Here is an 18,350-nt window from a genome sequence, read left to right as displayed (position 1 = left end):
ATGACCTTGTTCCGGCGCATGAGAAGCGCGATATCACGCACATGGTCGCTGTACCGCAACGACTTCCGCAATCTGGACGGCACGCAGATCGCCTTGCTCATTCTGCTGTCGCTGCTCGCGGTATTTATGCTGCTGCCGCTTGTCTTTATTTTCAACCATGCCTTCAAGCCGCTGCATGAGCTGTTCCTGTTCCCGCCGACCTTCTTCGTGAAGCAGGCGACGATGCAGAACTTCATCGATTTGCTCCATGCGTCGCAGGATACGTTCCTGCCGGTAACCCGGTTCATTCTGAACAGCGTCATCGTAACCGTATTGTCGACCGTGGGCATGGTCGTGCTCGGCGCCCTGTGCGCGTACCCGCTGTCGAAGCACCCGTTCCCGGGGCGGAAGCTGGTGTTCGGCACGATACTGCTGTCGATTATGATCGCCGTCGAGACGATGGGCATTCCGCGCTATATCGTCGTGAAGTACCTTGGGATTATGAATACGTACTGGGGGCATGTGCTGCCCATCCTGGCGCTTCCGGTCGGCGTGTTCCTGATGAAGCAGTTCATGGATCAGGTGCCGAATGAGCTGATGGAGGCGGCCAAGCTGGACGGGGCTTCCGAGTGGAAAATCTTCACGCGCATCATGATTCCGATAGTGTCGCCGGCGATGGCCACCATTACGATCCTGTCCTTCCAGACCGCGTGGGGCAATGCGGAGACATCCGCCCTGTTCATGCAGAATGATGCGATGAAGACGCTGCCGTTCTATGTGGAGTCGCTCACGTCCAATCTGGCGAACAGCGTAGCCAGACAAGGCGTGGCCGCCGCGGCATCTCTCATCATGTTTATTCCTAACCTGATTATCTTCCTGCTGTCGCAGCGCAAAGTGATTCAGACGATGGCGCACTCGGGAATCAAGTAGGGTTATTACGGAGGTCATACGATGAACAAGAGAGGGAAGACCTTACGGCTGCAACTGCTGGGCATCGCACTGACACTGGCGGCTGCCGTCTTATTTCCTTACACTGCCGCAGCGCAACCGCCCTACGTCACGTTCAGCAAGGACGGCTACAACCGCACCATACCAAGCCAGGCCGCTTATTATCCGGCTGCCGTCATCGGCAACAACCTGTATATCGAGAAGACGGCCAAGGGGGAGACCGTCTTGGAGTATTCTCCGCTGAAGCGGCCTCAGGATCTGTTCATTGACGCCAAGGATGAGATCTATATCGCGGACACGGATAACAACCGGATTGTCCATCTCGATCGCGAAGGTGAATTCATCCGCGAGCTGCGCGCCGAGGGCTTGCAGTCGCCGCAGGGCGTGTTCGTCACGAAGGATGGAACCATCTATATTGCGGATACCGGCAACAAGCGCATCGTCAAGCTGGACGCGAACGGTGCGGTGCTGGCGAAGTACGAGCGGCCGAAGTCGCGATTCATTGACGACTCCTTCCACTATGAACCGACCAATCTGGTCGTCGACAGCAGGGGCTTCATGTACGTCATCTCGAACGGAAGCTACCAGGGGGTCATTCAGCTCGACCCGGACGGCAACTTCTACGGCTTCTACGGCACGAACCTGACCGAAGTCTCCTTGATGGATCTCGTGCGCAAAATGTTCTACACCGAAGAGCAATTAAGCCGGCAGGTCCGGACGCTGCCGTCGACGATCCGCAACATTCATATTGACGAGCAAGGCTTCATCTATACGGTATCCGCCACGGACAAGGAACAGGTGAAGAAGCTGAACATCCGCGGCGAGAACCAGTGGAAGGACCAAAAATTCGGGCTGGAAGCGAGATTCCGCAACCGCGCCTTCAATCAGCCCGCTGCGCAGAACGGGGAAGAGCAGAAGTCGGGCTTGACCGATATTACGGTCGATCGGAACGGCAATCTGGTCGCCATTGACAAGCTGTCCAATGCCGTTACCCAATACAACCCGAGCGGGGACATGCAGTTCTTCTGGACCGGGCCGGTGACGTTCGGCACGCCGCAGCTCGGCATCAGCCAGAGTCCGGTCTCCGTGGCGGCCAATTCCCGCAATGCGCTCTACATCCTGGACGATTCGCAAAATTTGATTCATGTGCTCGAGCCGACCGAATTCGGCATGCTGCTTCAGCAGGCGATGGCACTGTCCCAGGAGGGCAAATATGAGGAGAGCGAAGCTCATTGGCAAGAAGTGCTGCGGCTGAACGCCCTGTACTCGCCGGCTTATCGCGGACTCGCTCAAGCCGCATATCACCGGGAGGATTATGAGCAGGCCCTGCGGCTATTCAAGCTCGCCGGAGACGAATCCGGGTATTCCGACACGTTCTGGCAGCTCCGCCTGCAATGGTTCCAGCACAATTTCGCCTACGTAGCGAATGGGCTCTTCGTCCTTATGGTGCTGCTGCTGATCGCGGGCAGCCGCAAGAAGAAGCGGCGGCTTCGGCGCAAGGAGAAGCCGGGCAGCAGCGTCTCCTGGCTGCGCAAGCCGCTGGTGCAGCAGCTGAAGCAAGCCTTCGTCATCCTGCGGCACCCGATCGACGGCTTCAGCGATTTGCGCTATGCGCAGAAGGGCAGCTATGTCAGCGCCGGCATCATTTTGGCGCTCGTGGCGGGCGTCTTGCTGACGAAGGAGTATTTCACGAGCTTCGTGTTCATGCCGGTGCCGAGCAATGAGCGCAGCAACACCTTCCTGCTCGTATTTGCGGTTACGTGGCTGACCTGGGTCATCTGCAATTATTTGATCGGCAGCATCCGCCAGGGCGAGGCCCGTTTCAAGGATGTGTTCGTCGGCAGCGCGTACGCCTTGTTCCCGATTGTGCTGCTTGGGCTTCCCCTCGCCGCGCTGTCGAACATCATGACCCACAGCGAGCAGTCGATCTACAGCTTCTTCGAGACGGGCATGTTCATCTGGTGCGGGCTGCTCTTCTATTGGAAGATTCAGTCGCTGCAAAATTACGGCGTAGGCGAGACGTTCTCCAATGTGTCGCTGACGGCCTTCGCCATGCTCATCGCCTGGGTGCTCATTTCCATCATGATCGGCCTGTCATCGGAGTTGCAGAACTTCATCTATACGATCTATCAGGAGGTGTCGATGTGAAGCAGCCGTTAAGCAGAGCACACCGAGGAAGACGAATATTCGCCATCGCCCTTCTCGTGACACTGACCAGCTTCATCCTCGTCTCTTATCCGGGCAAGGCCGAGAACAAGCCGGAGCCGTCCGCTTCCGGGAATGCGGCCTCCGCTGACGGGGGAGCTGCGGATGAGAGCGGCAGTCCAGCTGCAAGGGACTCCAGTAGCGGTCACTCCAGTGGCAGTCAGACCCCGGACAGCCTACCGGAGGCAGGCGCGGGGCCGCAAGCCGCTCAGGATGGAACGAAGCCCGCAGCGGCGGGCGCCGGAGATAACGGCGCGGCGAAGGCAACAGCGACACCAGCGACAGGGAAGACCGCGGCCTCGGAGACGGGGACGGCAGGTGCCAAGACGGAACCCAAGAACAGCTATGCGACTCTCTTCCCGGCCGACAGTCAGTTCATTCCGGCGGCGGAGAACGACAAGCTGCAGCTGCTGGTCCACCGGGACACCGGCCATTTCATCGTGAAGGATAAGCGGAATGGGAGCGTCTGGAGGTCGTTCCCCGATGCGGAGGGATGGAATGACCGAGAGAACACCGACATGTGGAAAAAGCATATGCAGTCGCCGGTATTTATCCGCTATGTCGAATTCAATGTCCGCAAGGACCAGATCAAGGAGACCAACCTCATCGACCAGAAGGGCGTCATCGAGCAGTTCCAATTGACGGACGACGGTTTTCGCCTTACCTTTTCGATGCCGAAGATCGGGTTCATCGTTCCGGTTCAGGTTGCGCTCCGGGATGACTACGTCGAGACGCGGGTGCTGGAGGAAGGCTTCAAGGACGGCAAGACGGCCGAAGAGATGAAGCAGTTCGAAGCGGACAACAAGAAGAAAAAGGACAATGACGCCCGCATGACGGGACTCCGGCTGTATCCGTTCCTTGGCGCCTACACCTCGGAGCGGGAGAACGGCTACCTGCTCATTCCGGATGGGCCCGGGACGCTGGTCCAGTTCCAGAAGGATCGCCCGCCGAACAACAATTTTTATTTCGAGCGGTCCTATGGAGAGGATCTGGCCTTCAGCAACAACAACAATTCCTTCTCGACCCGCCAGCCGATCCGCATGCCGGTGTTCGGCATCAAGTCGGGAGAGCAATCGCTGCTGGCCGTGCTCCAGGACGGGGCGGAATACGGCAACGTGCTGGCGGCGCCGTCCAAATCGATGAACCAGTACAACTGGGCGACGGCGGAGTTCACGTACCGGCAGCGGTTCTTCCAGCCGACCGACAAGCGGAAGCTGAACGGCTTCCAGACGTTCAGCAAGGATCGCACGGAAGGCGACCGGTCGGTCCGCTATTATTTCCTGGACGGGGCGAAGACGGATTACGTCGGCATGGCGGAGCGCTACCGCCGCTACTTAATGGAGGAGATCGGAATGCAGCCGCTCACGGCCGAAGACCACAACATCCCGTTGCAGGTAAATATGCTGGGCGCCGATTCCCGCAAAGGCTTCCTGTGGGATACGTATGAGCCGTTGACGACGACGGCGCAGGCGGAGGAGATCGTGAACGAGCTGACTTCCGTCGGCGTGAAAAGGATGTCGATTACGTATCAGGGATGGCAGCGTGGGGGATTCAGCGAATACGGCGGCCGCTTCCCGGTCGATTCGCGCCTGGGAGGCATGGACGGGATGCGCCATCTGGCGGAATTCGCCCATGCGAAGGGGCATCGCGTCATGCTTGACGCCACTTCCTACACGTTCAATAACAACGGGCGCGACGGCTTCCGCGGCACCCGGGACGGCTTGCAGGATCTCGGCTCCGTCGTCATCAAGTACTCGGAGCGGAACGGCGCCGTCCAGACCTTGGTCAGCCCGCGCTTCCTGGAGAAGACCCTGCTCGCCGATCTGGAGAAGGCGAAGCAGCTCGGGGTCGACGGCCTGTCCTACGGCGGGGGGCTGGGAGAATTGTTGAACAGCGACTTCAACACGCGGTATGCGGCGACCCGCGAGGAATCCCGCCAAGTGCAAGAGAACCTGTTCGCGAAGACGAAGGAGCTGATCGGCGCGGCGGATGTGACCAACGGCAACGATTATACCTGGAAGTACGTTGACCACGTGAACGGCCTGCCGATTGAGAATTCCTTCGATCTGTTCGTCGACGAGACGGTTCCGTTCGCGCAGATTGCGCTGCACGGACTGGTGACGTATTCCTCCTGGTATGCGAATGTGGCAGATAACTACGGGACGTACCTGCTTAAAAATATCGAGTACGGCTCGATCCCGGCCTTCATGCTCACGTATGCGCCATCGGAGGAGCTGATGGGAACCCGATCACTGTATGCCTTTTACAGCACCTGCTACAAAGACTGGGCGGAGGAGATCGCGAAGCAATACAGCCGCTTCAACGAGGCGCTGGGCGATGTTCAGGATCAGTTCATCGTCGGCCACCGCGCCTTGGCGAAGGGCGTCGCCGAGACCGAGTATGCGAGCGGCAAGCGGATTGTCGTGAACTATAACGATGTGCCGTACGACCGGGACGGCATCCGGGTCGGGGCCAAAGACTTCGCCGTCGTGCCGGGGAGGGGATGAACATGGGCAAAAGAATGCTGAAAGCAAAAACATCCCGCAACCTGGAGGCGCTCTTGTTCGTCGGTCCGTGGATTATCGGATTTCTCCTGTTCATGGCCTTCCCGCTCGGGTTCTCGCTCTATATGAGCTTCCATAAGGTCACGGTGCTCCCGACCGGCTTGAAATATGATTTTCAGAGCTTCAAATATTACAGCGAAATTTTGTTCGGCAGCTCCGCCTTATACGATAACCTGATTCCGTTCTTCCAGGAGATCGTCATCATGGTGCCGATTATACTGGTGTTCTCCTTGTTCATCGCTATCATGCTGAATCAGGATTTTCCCGGCCGGATGCTGTTCAGGGTCGTCTTCTTCCTCCCGATCATCTTCACTTCGGGCTATATTTTGACGGAGTTCGTCAATCAGGGGGAAGGCACGCTCGGCTTTCTCGATCGCTTCTCGATCGGAGAATATTTGGACGAAATTCTGAACGGAAGCTCCTGGGCGAAGCCGGTCAAGGACGTATTGAACCGCTTCGTGCTCGTGCTCTGGTATTCCGGCGTCCAGATCCTGATCTTCCTGGCCGGAAGACAGACGATATCGAAGTCTTCCTACGAGTCGGCCCGCATTGACGGCGCGACGCCGTGGGAGGTGTTCTGGAAGATTACGCTGCCTGCGATGTCGCCGTTTATTTTGCTGAATCTGATTTATACCGTCGTTGACATGTTCACTTTCCCGTACAATCCGGTCATTGAGCTGATCAATACCGGCAATTACGGATACAACAGCGCGTTGGCTTGGATATATTTCGTCATCATCGTCGTATTCCTGTCTCTTGTCCTGCTCCTGTTCCTGCGCATCAACCGAAGCGGGCGCAGGCGCGGATAGCGGGCGGCAGCGAATGAATCCGGCGGGACGACGGGAGGAGGATTGGGATGATAGGAAAAGTGAATGCCAACGTGAGAGTCAAAGCGGCGCAGCTCAAAAAACGGTGGGCGCGGGACGGCCTGAACACGGTCCGCTATGCCGTGCTTGGCCGGGAAGTGAACCGCGGCCTGCTGTTCAAGCTGTTCATATATTGGATTCTGCTCGTCACCTCGTATATCTATTTGAATCCGATCTTCAAGATGCTGGTCAAGATGGTGATGAACGAGAAGGACCTGAACGACCCGACGGTGACCTGGATTCCGCATGAGTTGTATTTCGGGCACCTGGAGAAGGCGTGGACGGCGCTCAAATATTCGCACTCGCTGTTCGTCAGCATCGGGATCTCGATCCTGGTCGCCATGTTCCATATCATCGCCTGCGGCTTGATGGGATACGCGCTGGCGAGAATGCAGTTCCCGTTCAAAAAGCTGCTGACGTTCCTGCTGGTGCTCGCCTTCATCATACCGCCGCAGGTCATCGTGCTCCCGATGATCATGATGTACACGAAGCTGGGCCTGCAGGGCAAGCTGTTCTCGCTCATCATCCCGTCCATCTTCGGCTTCGGCATTAAGGGCGCGCTGTTCGTAATCATCTTCCGGCAGTTCTATACGACCCAGCCGAAGGAATTGGAGGAGGCGGCGAAGATCGACGGGGCGAGTACCTTCAAGTTCTATTGGAAAGTGATGTTCCCGCTTGCGAAGCCGGCGATTCTGGTCGTGTCGCTGTTCTCCTTCGTCTGGACGTGGAACGACACCTATTACCCGCGGATGTTCCTGGGGCAGTCCTCGCTCGTGCCGCTGGCGACGCAGATGTCGCGGGTGGACGCCAGCATCAGCAGCATGCTGGCCAGCGAAGAAGCGCCGCTCGTGCTGGTGGAGGCGATCAAGATGTCGGCCAGCTTCCTGGCCTTGCTGCCTCCGCTGCTCATCTTCTTCTTCGCGCAGCGTTACTTCGTGGAGAGTGTGGAACGTACCGGGTTAGTAGAGTAAGAGGAAGAGCAAGAGTAATCCGCAATCTGAATACAGGCAAAGGGGTTGATGAAATGAAGCGGGTGCGGGATCAAGCGCTTGCGCGGGACATCAAGCTGTTGTATGAGGGCGTGGCCGCTATCCCGGTGAATCACAAGCTGTACGGCGGGGTCGTCTCCGCCATCTCGGAGCAGGCGTTCACGGCCGCGGCCGATGCGGCGGGCCGTCCGGTCATCGCGGCCGCGAGATACGGCCGGGGACGCATCCTCGTCTCCGGCGTCGAGACCGGATTCAACCGCGCGGGCAGCGCCGTGCCCGGGAGCGGGTCATTCATCGCTAACATGCTGCATTGGCTGACAGAGGAGAGCGCGGCCTACCGGCAAGCGCTCGCCGGTCAAGGGTCGCTGCAGATCGCGACGGCGGCCTCTCCGGAAGCGTTCGACGCCGCAAGCGGGCTGCCGGTGGAGGTTGTGCGCCTTGCTGGCTGGTCCGCTGCTGAAGGAGGCCTCTCGGGCTATGCCGCAGCTTACGCGGACCGCTCGGTGACGGACGAGGATGCGGCTTGCCTGGACGCCTATATCCAGAGAGGCGGCAGCCTGCTCGTGCATGCGAAGGGCTGGGAGCTGGAATGGGAGCCGGAGGAGGAACTGCAGCAGCGCATCGGCGACCGCCCGATCAAGGTAAGGGACTATCCGCTGCAGCGGCTGCTGAACCGGGCCGGCATCGCCCTGGGCAACAGCGTGATCTGGTCTCTTCCTCCGTCTCTGCCGGCCTTGGCGCCGGATCGGGCAGCCGCCTCCCATCTGCTGCGGCTGATTGAGCAGGTGAAGGCGGTCGAAGAAGGCACGCTTAGGGCGGCCGATATTCCGTTCGGCGCGGAGATCGCGGACGGGAAGAAGAAATGGCGGACGCTGCTGGAGGTGGTGGACGGCACCATTGCTGCGCTGACGGACGATTGTGGACTGTATCATGAAATTGTTACCGCTGCCAACAACGCCGGAATCGAGATGACGCTTCCGTTCGACAAGGAGAGCCGGCCGTACACCGGCGTGCTGCTGCAGTATGCCTGCGAGCAGGTGACCCTTGACCCGGACGGCGGGGCATCGCCGCATGCCGAAGTGTTCCCGGGCCTCGTCGGCGCCAATGCCCCGGCCGTGCACGGGCACGCTGTCGAGGTGGATTTCGGCTATGCGGACCTCAGCTATCTCCGCATGCTCGTCCCTCCCGGGAACTGGATCGGCACCGGACTGTACGCCCCGCCGGGACAGGTCGTCACGATCGATGTGCCGGAGGATGTGCGGCATCTCGATGTGCAGGTCGGCGCGCATACCGATGAGATCGGGCATCTGCTCCGGTGGGAGCGGGCCCCGATCGTCGCGCTGCGGAAGCCGCTGCAGCCGGGAACGAACAGGCTGAGCAGCCCGTACGGCGGCTTGCTCTATCTCATTCCGGCGAAGCCGCGGGCCGGCTTCCGGACGCAGGTGACGGTTAGCGGCGCCGTGCGGGCCCCGTACTTCGAGCTCGGGAAGACGGAGGGAGCGGAATGGAAGGAGAAGATTCGCCATTACGAGACGCCGTATGCCGAGCTGTGCGGACGGAAGGTGATCCTGACGCTGCCGTCTGCGGTTGTTCGGGAGGTGGAGGATCCGGAGGACCTGATGCTCCAATGGGACGATATGATTGATCAGTACGACAGCTTCGTCGGCCTGGGGCCGGATCGTCCACTGCCGCATCGCACGCCGGATCGTCCGCACCGAATCTGCGCCGATGTGCAGATTAGCGCCGGCTACATGCATTCCGGGTATCCGATTATGATCCCGAACGTCCCGGCTGCGGAGGACGCGGTCACCATCAGCAAGTTCAGCTCGCTGGCGCACGGCTGGGGATTCTGGCATGAGATGGGGCACGAGTACCAGCAGCTGGCCTGGTTCTGGGAGGACATTGTCGAGGTGTCAGTCAACATCTATTCGCTGCTCATTCAGGACTATTACGGCAATCCTTCCCGCTTGGCCGTGGAGAAGGACAAGGAAGGCCGGTCCTATTTCGACAAAGCGAAGGCATTCCTAAGCCGGAGCGAGAGCGATCCGGAGCAGAAGTTCGCCGATATCGGCCTGTTCGAGCGGCTGGCGATGATGCGGCAGCTGCAATTCGCGTATGGATGGGATATGTTCACCTGGCTGCATATCGCATACCGCGAGCTGCCGAAGGAACGGCTGCCGCGGACCGAGCAGCAGAAAATCGATATGTTCGTTGAGATGGTGTCGCGCGCCTGCGGCAGCGATATGTGCGAGTTTTTCGATCGGTGGGGCTGGGATTACTCCGATCAAGCCCGCGCGGCGGTCGCCGGTCTGAAGCTGCCGCAGCCGAGCGTCTCGCTGTGGAGATTGAGCGAATGAATTTCATTGAATTACATCTGAGGGGGATGGTTGAAGATGAACAAACGCAGAATCGGCATTCTTCTTATTTTTACACTCGTATTCACATTGATGCTGTCGGCTTGCGGCTCCAGCGGCGGCGAGTCCGGGCAGGCTGCGCCGGAGACGGAAGCAGCGAAGCAGAACAAAGGCACTGCAGGGCAAGGCGGGCAAGCGGCAGAGCCAGCAGAGAGCGGCGATCCGGTCAAGCTCATCTTCATGGCGCCGTGGAGCAAGGAGCAAGTGGAGATGCGCTTCCTGGAAGGCACGAGGGAGAAATTCCCCAACATTACCATCGAAGCTACGGGCAAATTCGCCAACGCGGAAGAATTCGACGAGCTGTTCGCGCAGGGAGTCGTTCCGGACATCATCTTGACGACGGACGGGTTCGACGTGCTGAAGGAGAAGGATATGCTCCTCCCGCTTGATGATCTGCTGAAGGAGCGCGACTTCGATTTCAGCAAGATCCGGCCGGGCATCATGGAGGCGCTGCGCGCCCGCGACCCGGAAGGACAGGGACGCCTGCTGGGCATTCCGATTGAGGATGTGGCCGTAGCGCTCCATTATAATAAGGCGGTATTCGACAAGTTCGGCGCATCTTACCCGACCGATGGGATGACCTGGGATGAAGTGATCGATCTCGCCGCCACAGTTACCGGGGAGCGGGACGGCATCAAGTATCGCGGACTCGCGATGAGCTTCATGTCCCAGGCGATGACCCAGCTCTCCGCCCACGGAACGGATCCGGAGACCGGGGAACCGCGCTTCTCGAAGGATCCGGCGTTCGCCCGGTTTTTCGAGATGGTGAAGCGGGTAGCCGACATCCCGGGCAACTGGGAGCCGGATATCACCTATGAGTTCACCAAGGGTGAAGTCGCAATGAGTCTCGGGCTGATCGCGAATACGATCCCGTACTATTCGGAAGATGTGGACTATGATGTCGTCAGCTTCCCGACCTGGGCGGATCTGCCGGGCGTCGGGCCGTCGACGCTGCCGTTGACCGTGGCCATCAGCAAGCAGAGCAAGCATATCGACGAAGCGCTCGATATTCTTCAATATTTGCTTACGGATGAGCAGCAGTTGCGGCTGACCCGCAAGGATGTGCCGTCCGTCTCTTCCGATCAGAGCATTCTCGAGCAGTTCGCCGCCGATGTGATGACCCGGGACATGAACGTTGAAGGCATCTATTCGCTTCAACAGGCGAAGCCGGCCTTGTACAGTCCGTTCGGCCCGGATATTTTGCTGTACGGCACGAATTATGTCGGTTCCCAGGTGACGCCGTTCCTGAAGTCGGGGGACGACGTGCCTACGTTCCTCCGCAAGATGGATGAAGATTACGCCACAATTGTGAAGGAAAAGAAAAACAAAAATTAAGACAAAGCGACAATCTGTCTCCTGAATGTACAGAAGCAACAGTGGTTACGGTATCCGCGGCCATCGCGTCATCTCTCATACCGGGAGAGGCCCTGAACCAATACGGAACTCCTGCTGAGCCGCCAGCACGCTGTTCGGCGGATACCGCCACTGCTGCGCCAGCAGCGTATCTCACCCCCTCCTGCTTCTCGCTACTTCTCGCAGAACAATTCCATTCCGCACCATGCTGTCCGGCTTCGGCCTTCGTTGACTCAAGCCGGATTACTGGCATAATCCATTATGTTCGATGATTTCGGTTCATGAAGGGAGCCTTCCGAATGATGAAAAAGACCGTATCCATTCTGCTTATCGCCATCCTCATGATGGCCGCGTTGCTTGCCGGCTGCAGCGGTTCGCCGGCGGAAGAAGCGGCAGCCTCCTCCGGGCAGGCGGCAACCGATGATCCGTCCTCCGTGCCTGCGGGAGAGGAAGGCACTGAGCCGGAACAGAAGGAAGGGCCGGCGAAGACGACAGAGGCCGCCTATGACGGCGAACCGGTCACCCTCAAGTTCATCATCGCCGTGGACGATGAGACGTTCCGCATTCGCTTCAAGGAACAGATCGAAGCGACATTCCAGAAGATTACGCTGGAACTGGCCGAAGCTTCGCTGGATGCGGCAGGATTGCAGGAATTGAATGCGCGCGGCGACATCCCGGATCTGTATGTGATGCATTCCGGCTATCAGGATATGAAGGAGCTCGACATGCTGGAGCCGCTCGATCCTTACATTGAGCGCAGCGGCTTCGATATGTCTATTTTCAGGGAGGGCGTCGCCGGCGTCATTCGCGCCCTTGATCCGGACGGAGCGGGCGCTTTGTATGGGATGCCGATTGAAGACAACCGCAAGGCTCTGTTCTACAACAAAGCGATCTTCGACAAGCTCGGCGTCGATTATCCGCAGGACGGGATGACCTATGACGAGATTCTCGACTTGGCGCATAAGCTGACGACAGAGCGCGACGGGGTCAAATACAAAGGCTTTTCCTTCGGCTACTATTCCCATGCCTTTTCCCAGCTTGGGGTGAACGGCACCGATCCGGAGACGGGGGAAGTGCGGTTTACGAAGGAATCGGCGTTTCAGCAATTTTTTGAGCTGTTGGACAAATACCGCCACATTCCCGGGATGATAGATACGAGCGACTATACGTACAGCTTCAGCAACGAGCAGAATGTGGCGATGTATATCGGTCAGCTGCAGCATCTGCCGCTCAATAACGCGGTGGAGGGCCTGGACTTCGACATCGTGTCCGTCCCGGAATGGCCGGATCACAGGGGAATTGGACCGACGGCTCCGGCTGTGTCCGTCAGTATGAACAAGCACAGCCAGCACAAGGATGCGGCCTGGGCCGTCATCGCCCATCTGGCGTCGGAGGCGGGCCAGATGGTGCTGTCCCGCGCAGGCAGTCCGCCGACCATCAACAGTGAGGAGGCAGTGAGCCAATACGCCGCGTTGCATATCGAAGAGAGCGGCAAGACGTACAACATCGCTCCGATCTTCGGGCAGAAGCCGGCCCCGATTGCGGTCTATTCGCCATACGGCCCGCTTATCACCTTCAACTATGACGACTTCATCAACTTGAAAGCGAAGGATTTTGTCAAGATGCCGGGCAAGGATACAGCCACCTTTTTGCGGGAAATGGAGGAAGAGTACGCGGGACTCGTCAAAGAAATGAAGGTCAAAAAGTAGGGCGGCTGCTCCCGGCATGTGGCCGCCTGCCGGCCCGATAAGAACAACCGCACCTTGTCAGGGAGGTTCCTTGACAGGGTGCGGTGCCGGTCCGGAGTACCGTCATCCTTCGCTCCACCGCTTCGCCTCGTGGAGCGTGAGCATCAACGCGGTCTGGAGAAGGGACATCATCAGGCTGTAGAGCATGATGATCAGGATGACCGCGGCCGGGGCCGCGAACCAGTTGGCCGCCAAGCTGGCCACGCCGGAAGCCGCGAGCAGAAGCACGGCCATCGCGAGCGCTGACGGCCAGTTCCGCTTGAAATAATGCGCGCTGCGGCGAAAGGCGGCATCGAAATTGATTCTGTCGGTAACGATCGTGAATTCGAGATAGATGAAGACGATCCGCAGCACCGCAAAGGCGAGCAAGGAAGCCCCGGCGCCAATGGAGCCGAACTGCATAATCAGCACCGAAGAGACGGCGGCCTTCGCAAGCAGCACCGTTATATTCAGACCAAGAAACGGCACCCAGAAGGCGAGACTGTTCCGTACCATCTGATCCGCGTCGACGCTTCCGCCTTCACAGGCCGTAGCCAGCGCCTTGATGTACCCGCCCTGGGCGAAGGACCACAGTGCGATGAGAAGCAGCTGTGCCCAGGTGAACGGCAGATTGTACAAATGCATGATCGAAGGCAATCCCATTTCCAGCACGATGCGGTAGCTCCATTGGGACGTCAGCTGCCAGCCGGACCAAGCGACACTTAGCGCGAGAATGGCGAGATCGAGCAGCATCGGCACGAATGCGATGATCAGATTGCGGCGTAAGCAGCGAATAGCTTGAGTAAGCGGCATGGATTTCCTCCTCTATCGTGGTCCCGGCAGCATCCGGGCGCGGAGATGCAGGTGCGCGTTCCGCGTCCTGCTTCAACACTGGCTATCAAGTTGACTTCGGTTCCGGAAGCCGTATCCAGAAGGTAGAGCCCTTCCCCGGCGCGCTCTCGGCCCAGATCGTGCCCCGGTGCGCCTCGACGAGCGCTTTGGCGATGCTTAAGCCGACGCCCAATCCGCCGCTGTCCCGGGAGCGTGATTTGTCCGCGCGGTAGAAGCGGTCGAAGATACGCGGCAGATCCTCCTCGGAGATGCCGACCCCGTCGTCGCGGCAGTACAGGAGCATATGCCCGTTCTCGCGCTCCATCCCGAGGATAACCGTTCCGCCGCGGGGCGTATATTTAATGGCATTATAGATGACATTGGACAAAATTTGCGCGAACCGATCGGGATCGATGTCGAGGTAGAAGGGAGTCAGCGGCTTGTCGAATACGAACCGCATATCTTTTTCCTTCGACAGGAACAAGAACCCTTCATACACGCCCTTCACCATTTGCGGCATATTGATTCGCTTCAAGTTCAGTTCGAAGCGGGCTCCCTCTGCTTCCGACAGCTTCTCCATATCTTCGATGAGCCGGTACAGCCGTTCGATATCAGCCAGAATGCTCAGCATATTTTCCGTGGTTAACGGATAAATCCCGTCAATTATCGCATCTAAGCGCGAAAGCACCGCGGTAAGCGGAGTCCTCAGCTCATGAGTCAAATCTTGCATTAACTGGTTGCGCCAAGCCTCATGGCGCTCGAAATCGTCAAGCAGGCTGTTGATGGTATGAATCAGGCCGGCAATCTCTCTCGTACCGCACGACGGGATGACCATATTTCTGTTACCGGTAACTACAGCTTCCGACAACTGTCCCGCCCGGCGAATTCCGCGGCTCCAACGATAAGCGGCATAGACAGACAGCAGCAGCGCGGCGAGGCCGCAGGCGAGCAGAACATACAGGCTCCGGCTCTGAAGCTGCCGTTCCAATTGCATGATCGCCGGCGAGTGCAAGCCCTGATCCATGTCATAATAGGCTGTCAAATAACCGTCAATGCGGCCGTCGATGATGACCGGCGCCTGAACCGTATATGCGCGTTGCGCCATATGTTGGGGGACGAGGTCCACCCGGATCGTCTCGCCGTCCGGACCGTAATAACGGATCGGAATGGTGAAGGCTTGGGCCGCTTCCTGCATGGCAGTTCTCCATTCGGCATCGTTCGAGCGCAAGGCCGTCTGCTGCCGGATGGCATATAGCAAATGATAGGTGTATTCGGCGGCAGCCTGCCGCTTATACGAAGCGAGCTGCTGCTTCCAGTCATGCATCAGGGCCAGGTATAGGCCGGTTAGGGCCGCGAAGGAGAGGCAAATGAGCACAAGGAACACCAACGTGCGTGTGCGAAGCCGGAATCCATTCCAACGCACCATCAATCATCATCCAGCGGGAAATTGAATTTATAGCCGGAGCCTATTTTGGTCACAATGTACTGCGGGTTTTTTGGATCTTCTTCGATTTTTTTGCGGATGTTGCGGATATGGACGTCCATGACGCGCCCGTCCCCGATAAACCGGTAGCCCTGCACTTCATAGGATAAGTCATGCCTGCTGAACACTTTGCCCGGTTTGCGCACGAGGATGCTCAAGGTTCTGAACTCGGTAGCCGTCAGATTGGCGGGCTTACCGTCAAGAAAGACATCCTCCAGCTCGAAATTGACCATAAATCGGCGGCGGTTGAAATAGATGATGTTGCGGCTCGAGTTGTTCATGATGTTGATTCTGCGTTGAAGGGCATGAATGCGAGCGATAACCTCCTTTGCCCGGAACGGCTTCGTAATATAGTCGTCCGCGCCGAGATTGAGGCCGTTGATCATATCGGCCTCCCGCGCCTTGGAGGTGATCATGATAAGAGGCACATTGGACATTCGCCTAATATTGCGGCATACTTCCTCTCCCGGCATGCCGGGGATCATCAAATCCAGCACGATCAAATCCATCTTGTAGAGCTGGACCTTCTTCAGCGCTTCCTGTCCATCGCTCGAGAGGTGCACTTTCCACCCTTCGTTCACGAAATACGATCTGAGAATATCCCGGACGGAAGCTTCATCCTCGACAATCATAATGTCCATCCCTTTCCCCCCTTGAACTTATAGAGGCTGTTCAAAAAGTCCGCCTTCCCGGTGCTGAAAACCGATCCTTTTGAACACATACCCATATATATATAGACATTCAATAAGGAGGCAATAAGAAGATACTCCTTATCGAAATCCATGATACGCAAATGAAGAGAAGGTAGTTTCAATGTAAAGGGAAGCGCTTACATACATGTGTGCGCATGTATATGTGTATATTTTCATTAATATATGATATATCAATGAATTGATTGTTTGTCAAAGAAAAAAATAAAGTATACCGAATGCGTGCCGTGCCGGGCCAGGCTTGTGCAGCGGCCGTCTATGGCTCTGCGTCACGCCCGAAATATTGTGGTAAAATAATGACATATCATGCACGCCATATTGAGGAGATGAAGTGAGATGGAACAACAATCTCAAGTCCGTTTGACGGCCTTATCGAGCAAAGGAGGCTGCGGCTGCAAAATCGGTCCGGCCGATCTGTCCCAAGTGCTGCGCCAGCTGCCGAAGACAGAGAAGCACCCGGATCTTCTGGTCGGATTGGATACGAGCGATGACGCCGGCGTCTTCCGGCTGAACGACGATCTGGCACTCGTGCAGACCGTCGATTTTTTCACGCCGATTGTCGATGATCCGTATTCGTTCGGCCAGGTGGCTGCGGCCAATGCGCTTAGCGACATCTATGCGATGGGCGGCAAGCCGCTGACGGCGCTTAATATTGTCGCCTTCCCGATCGCGACGCTGGACAAATCGGTGCTTGCCGATATTTTACGGGGGGCTGGAGACAAGGTTGCCGAGGCGGGAGCGACGCTCGTGGGCGGCCACTCGATCGATGATCCCGAGCCGAAGTTCGGTATGGCGGTCACCGGCACCATCCATCCGGACCGGGTATTGACCAATGCCGGGGCTCGCCCGGGCGACAAGCTGATCTTGACGAAGCCGATCGGCGTTGGCATTATGACGACGTCGCTGAAGCGGGATCTGCTCCGGCCGGAGGAGATCGAGGTCGTGACCCGCACGATGACGACGTTGAACAAGACCGCCGCCGAGGTGATGGCGGATTTCCGCGTCCATGCCTGTACGGATGTGACCGGCTTCGGTCTGATGGGACACAGTCTGGAGATGGCCAAGGGCAGCGGCGCCGGGCTTCATATCTACGCGGAGCAGGTGCCTGTCCTGCCGCGCGTCCGCGAGCTCGCGGAGAGCGGAGCGGTTCCCGGCGGAACGAAGAACAACTTCCGCCATGTGCAGGACAGCGTCCGGTTCGATGAGCGGCTTGACGAGATCGCGCAATGGATTCTGTGCGATGCCGTCACCTCCGGAGGGCTGCTGCTCTCTGTCGATGCAGAGGATGCGGAACCGCTCGTGGCCGCTATGCGGGAGCGGGGCGTCGCAGCGGCATGTATCGGCGAAGTCGTCGCCGAGCACGCGAATGAGATTCGCGTCACCGGCGCGGAAGCCGGCTCAGCGCGTTAAGGCTGGCCATACAGCATCGCGGCCCGGCACAGCTGCTGCGAATTGATCTGCTGATGCCCGGCATGCCAGACGGCCCGCCCTTGGCGGACGAGCAGAATCTGGGGAGACACATGCGGAATTCCGAGCTCTCGCGCCACGCGATCGGACAAATGCTTCTCCTCCACGACACGGATGACGCCGATCGCGAAGCGGGAGGCAATCTGCGGATAGCGGTTCACGAAATGATTGATCCCGACATGCGCGACCTTGCTCGACCCGCACTGGGAGCTGTGCTTATATAATAGCAGCGGCTTCTCAGCGGATCGCTGCAGCATGCGGGTAAGCTGCTCATCGGATTGAATGATCGGGAGTCCTGACATCGGGGCTTCTCCTCCTTATTCCGGTCTTCGGATGACATACGGGCCATTGCTCCGGACTGGCTTGGTTCTGGTTCTAGCCCGAACGGAAGCGCCATACAATGGAACTGATCCGCGAAGCGTTGCATCCGAGGGGGTAGTCTGATTCGTGTGGGACATATCATGGATGACACTGATATTGCTCATCTTGGCGAGTTACCGCTTGACCCGTCTGATTGTGTTCGATGAGATTTTGTCCTTCGTGCGCCGTCCCTTCGTCGAGGAACGGTTCGAGACGGATGAATCCGGCATGATGTACGCCGTCGTCGATGAGAAGGGCGGCCGCTTCCATGCGTTCATGCGCAAGCTGCTAACGTGCTACTGGTGCGTCGGCATTTGGTCGGCGGCCTTTTTGGTTGCCGCTTATTTGCTCATTCCGAATCTTATGTTTCCGCTTGTGCTTCTACTGGCTATTGCCGGAGCGGCGGGTATCATTGAATCTTATGTCAAAGGGTGAGTCTTCGGCTCGCCCTTTT

Annotated in this window: 14 protein-coding genes; 10 read left to right on the top strand and 4 right to left on the bottom strand. The window is 58.1% G+C overall.

The genetic code is table 11. From position 1 onward, the window contains the following. The 8 genes from FLT43_RS10300 to FLT43_RS10265 all read left to right on the top strand — a co-directional run bounded on the left by FLT43_RS10300 (nt 1) and on the right by FLT43_RS10265 (nt 13,027). Nucleotides 1-909, top strand: a complete 909-nt coding sequence (locus tag FLT43_RS10300; RefSeq protein ID WP_087444972.1) for a carbohydrate ABC transporter permease — start codon at nt 1-3, stop codon at nt 907-909. A gap of 21 nt (nt 910-930) precedes the next feature. Beyond that, nucleotides 931-3,075 carry a YIP1 family protein gene (locus tag FLT43_RS10295; protein WP_087444973.1) on the top strand — a complete coding sequence of 715 codons (2,145 nt, stop codon included), beginning with the start codon at nt 931-933 and terminating at the stop codon, nt 3,073-3,075. Beyond that, on the top strand, nt 3,072-5,639 hold the full coding sequence (locus tag FLT43_RS10290) for a DUF5696 domain-containing protein (RefSeq protein WP_087444974.1): 2,568 nt from the start codon (nt 3,072-3,074) through the stop codon (nt 5,637-5,639). The genes FLT43_RS10295 and FLT43_RS10290 overlap by 4 nt, the downstream gene beginning before the upstream one ends. Nucleotides 5,640-5,641: 2 nt before the next feature. Continuing rightward, a complete protein-coding gene (locus FLT43_RS10285) occupies nt 5,642-6,505 on the top strand; it encodes a carbohydrate ABC transporter permease (protein WP_087444975.1) in 864 nt (287 codons plus the stop codon). Nucleotides 6,506-6,552: 47 nt separating this feature from the next. Then, on the top strand, nt 6,553-7,533 hold the full coding sequence (locus FLT43_RS10280; protein ID WP_087444976.1) for a carbohydrate ABC transporter permease: 981 nt from the start codon (nt 6,553-6,555) through the stop codon (nt 7,531-7,533). A 53-nt stretch (nt 7,534-7,586) separates the two neighbouring features. Then, nucleotides 7,587-9,908 carry a M60 family metallopeptidase gene (locus FLT43_RS10275; protein ID WP_087444977.1) on the top strand — a complete coding sequence of 774 codons (2,322 nt, stop codon included), beginning with the start codon at nt 7,587-7,589 and terminating at the stop codon, nt 9,906-9,908. 36 nt (nt 9,909-9,944) lie between these two features. Next, a complete protein-coding gene (locus FLT43_RS10270; protein WP_087444978.1) occupies nt 9,945-11,300 on the top strand; it encodes an ABC transporter substrate-binding protein in 1,356 nt (451 codons plus the stop codon). 317 nt (nt 11,301-11,617) lie between these two features. Further along, the gene (locus tag FLT43_RS10265) at nt 11,618-13,027 is read left to right on the top strand and encodes an ABC transporter substrate-binding protein (RefSeq protein ID WP_244194389.1); all 1,410 of its coding nucleotides are present in this window, start codon (nt 11,618-11,620) and stop codon (nt 13,025-13,027) included. A gap of 102 nt (nt 13,028-13,129) precedes the next feature. On the opposite strand, the gene FLT43_RS10260 is transcribed toward FLT43_RS10265, so the two are convergent. The 3 genes from FLT43_RS10260 to FLT43_RS10250 all read right to left on the bottom strand — a co-directional run bounded on the left by FLT43_RS10260 (nt 13,130) and on the right by FLT43_RS10250 (nt 16,000). After that, a complete protein-coding gene (locus tag FLT43_RS10260; RefSeq protein WP_087444980.1) occupies nt 13,130-13,858 on the bottom strand; it encodes a hypothetical protein in 729 nt (242 codons plus the stop codon). Nucleotides 13,859-13,943: 85 nt separating this feature from the next. Further along, on the bottom strand, nt 13,944-15,302 hold the full coding sequence (locus tag FLT43_RS10255) for a sensor histidine kinase (protein WP_087444981.1): 1,359 nt from the start codon (nt 15,300-15,302) through the stop codon (nt 13,944-13,946). After that, a complete protein-coding gene (locus FLT43_RS10250) occupies nt 15,302-16,000 on the bottom strand; it encodes a response regulator transcription factor (RefSeq protein WP_087444982.1) in 699 nt (232 codons plus the stop codon). Before FLT43_RS10250 ends, FLT43_RS10255 begins: the two co-directional genes overlap by 1 nt. 405 nt (nt 16,001-16,405) lie before the next feature. On the opposite strand from FLT43_RS10250, the gene selD reads away from it, so the two are divergent. Then, entirely contained in the window at nt 16,406-17,479 is a 1,074-nt protein-coding gene (gene selD, locus FLT43_RS10245; RefSeq protein WP_087444983.1) for a selenide, water dikinase SelD, read from the top strand. Here selD and ytxJ read toward each other — a convergent pair. After that, the gene (gene ytxJ, locus FLT43_RS10240) at nt 17,476-17,838 is read right to left on the bottom strand and encodes a bacillithiol system redox-active protein YtxJ (protein ID WP_087444984.1); all 363 of its coding nucleotides are present in this window, start codon (nt 17,836-17,838) and stop codon (nt 17,476-17,478) included. The genes selD and ytxJ overlap by 4 nt on opposite strands. A gap of 145 nt (nt 17,839-17,983) precedes the next feature. On the opposite strand from ytxJ, the gene FLT43_RS10235 reads away from it, so the two are divergent. Further along, nucleotides 17,984-18,331 carry a DUF1360 domain-containing protein gene (locus FLT43_RS10235; protein WP_087444985.1) on the top strand — a complete coding sequence of 116 codons (348 nt, stop codon included), beginning with the start codon at nt 17,984-17,986 and terminating at the stop codon, nt 18,329-18,331. Nucleotides 18,332-18,350 lie beyond the last annotated feature (19 nt).

The organism is Paenibacillus thiaminolyticus (genome assembly GCF_007066085.1).
Lineage (GTDB): Bacteria > Bacillota > Bacilli > Paenibacillales > Paenibacillaceae > Paenibacillus_B > Paenibacillus_B thiaminolyticus.
Note: the sequence above shows the minus strand (reverse complement) of the source record. Positions and strands in the feature narration are given on the sequence as shown.

Excerpts from the sequence above, each read along its gene's own strand:
- selD (WP_087444983.1), top strand. The coding sequence starts at position 16,406 with ATGGAACAACAATCTCAAGTCCGTTTGACGGCCTTATCGAGCAAAGGA.
- FLT43_RS10300 (WP_087444972.1), top strand. The coding sequence starts at position 1 with ATGACCTTGTTCCGGCGCATGAGAAGCGCGATATCACGCACATGGTCG.
- FLT43_RS10250 (WP_087444982.1), bottom strand. The coding sequence starts at position 16,000 with ATGGACATTATGATTGTCGAGGATGAAGCTTCCGTCCGGGATATTCTC.
- FLT43_RS10260 (WP_087444980.1), bottom strand. The coding sequence starts at position 13,858 with ATGCCGCTTACTCAAGCTATTCGCTGCTTACGCCGCAATCTGATCATC.
- FLT43_RS10285 (WP_087444975.1), top strand. The coding sequence starts at position 5,642 with ATGGGCAAAAGAATGCTGAAAGCAAAAACATCCCGCAACCTGGAGGCG.
- FLT43_RS10295 (WP_087444973.1), top strand. The coding sequence starts at position 931 with ATGAACAAGAGAGGGAAGACCTTACGGCTGCAACTGCTGGGCATCGCA.
- FLT43_RS10275 (WP_087444977.1), top strand. The coding sequence starts at position 7,587 with ATGAAGCGGGTGCGGGATCAAGCGCTTGCGCGGGACATCAAGCTGTTG.
- FLT43_RS10255 (WP_087444981.1), bottom strand. The coding sequence starts at position 15,302 with ATGGTGCGTTGGAATGGATTCCGGCTTCGCACACGCACGTTGGTGTTC.
- ytxJ (WP_087444984.1), bottom strand. The coding sequence starts at position 17,838 with ATGTCAGGACTCCCGATCATTCAATCCGATGAGCAGCTTACCCGCATG.
- FLT43_RS10280 (WP_087444976.1), top strand. The coding sequence starts at position 6,553 with ATGATAGGAAAAGTGAATGCCAACGTGAGAGTCAAAGCGGCGCAGCTC.
- FLT43_RS10265 (WP_244194389.1), top strand. The coding sequence starts at position 11,618 with ATGATGAAAAAGACCGTATCCATTCTGCTTATCGCCATCCTCATGATG.
- FLT43_RS10270 (WP_087444978.1), top strand. The coding sequence starts at position 9,945 with ATGAACAAACGCAGAATCGGCATTCTTCTTATTTTTACACTCGTATTC.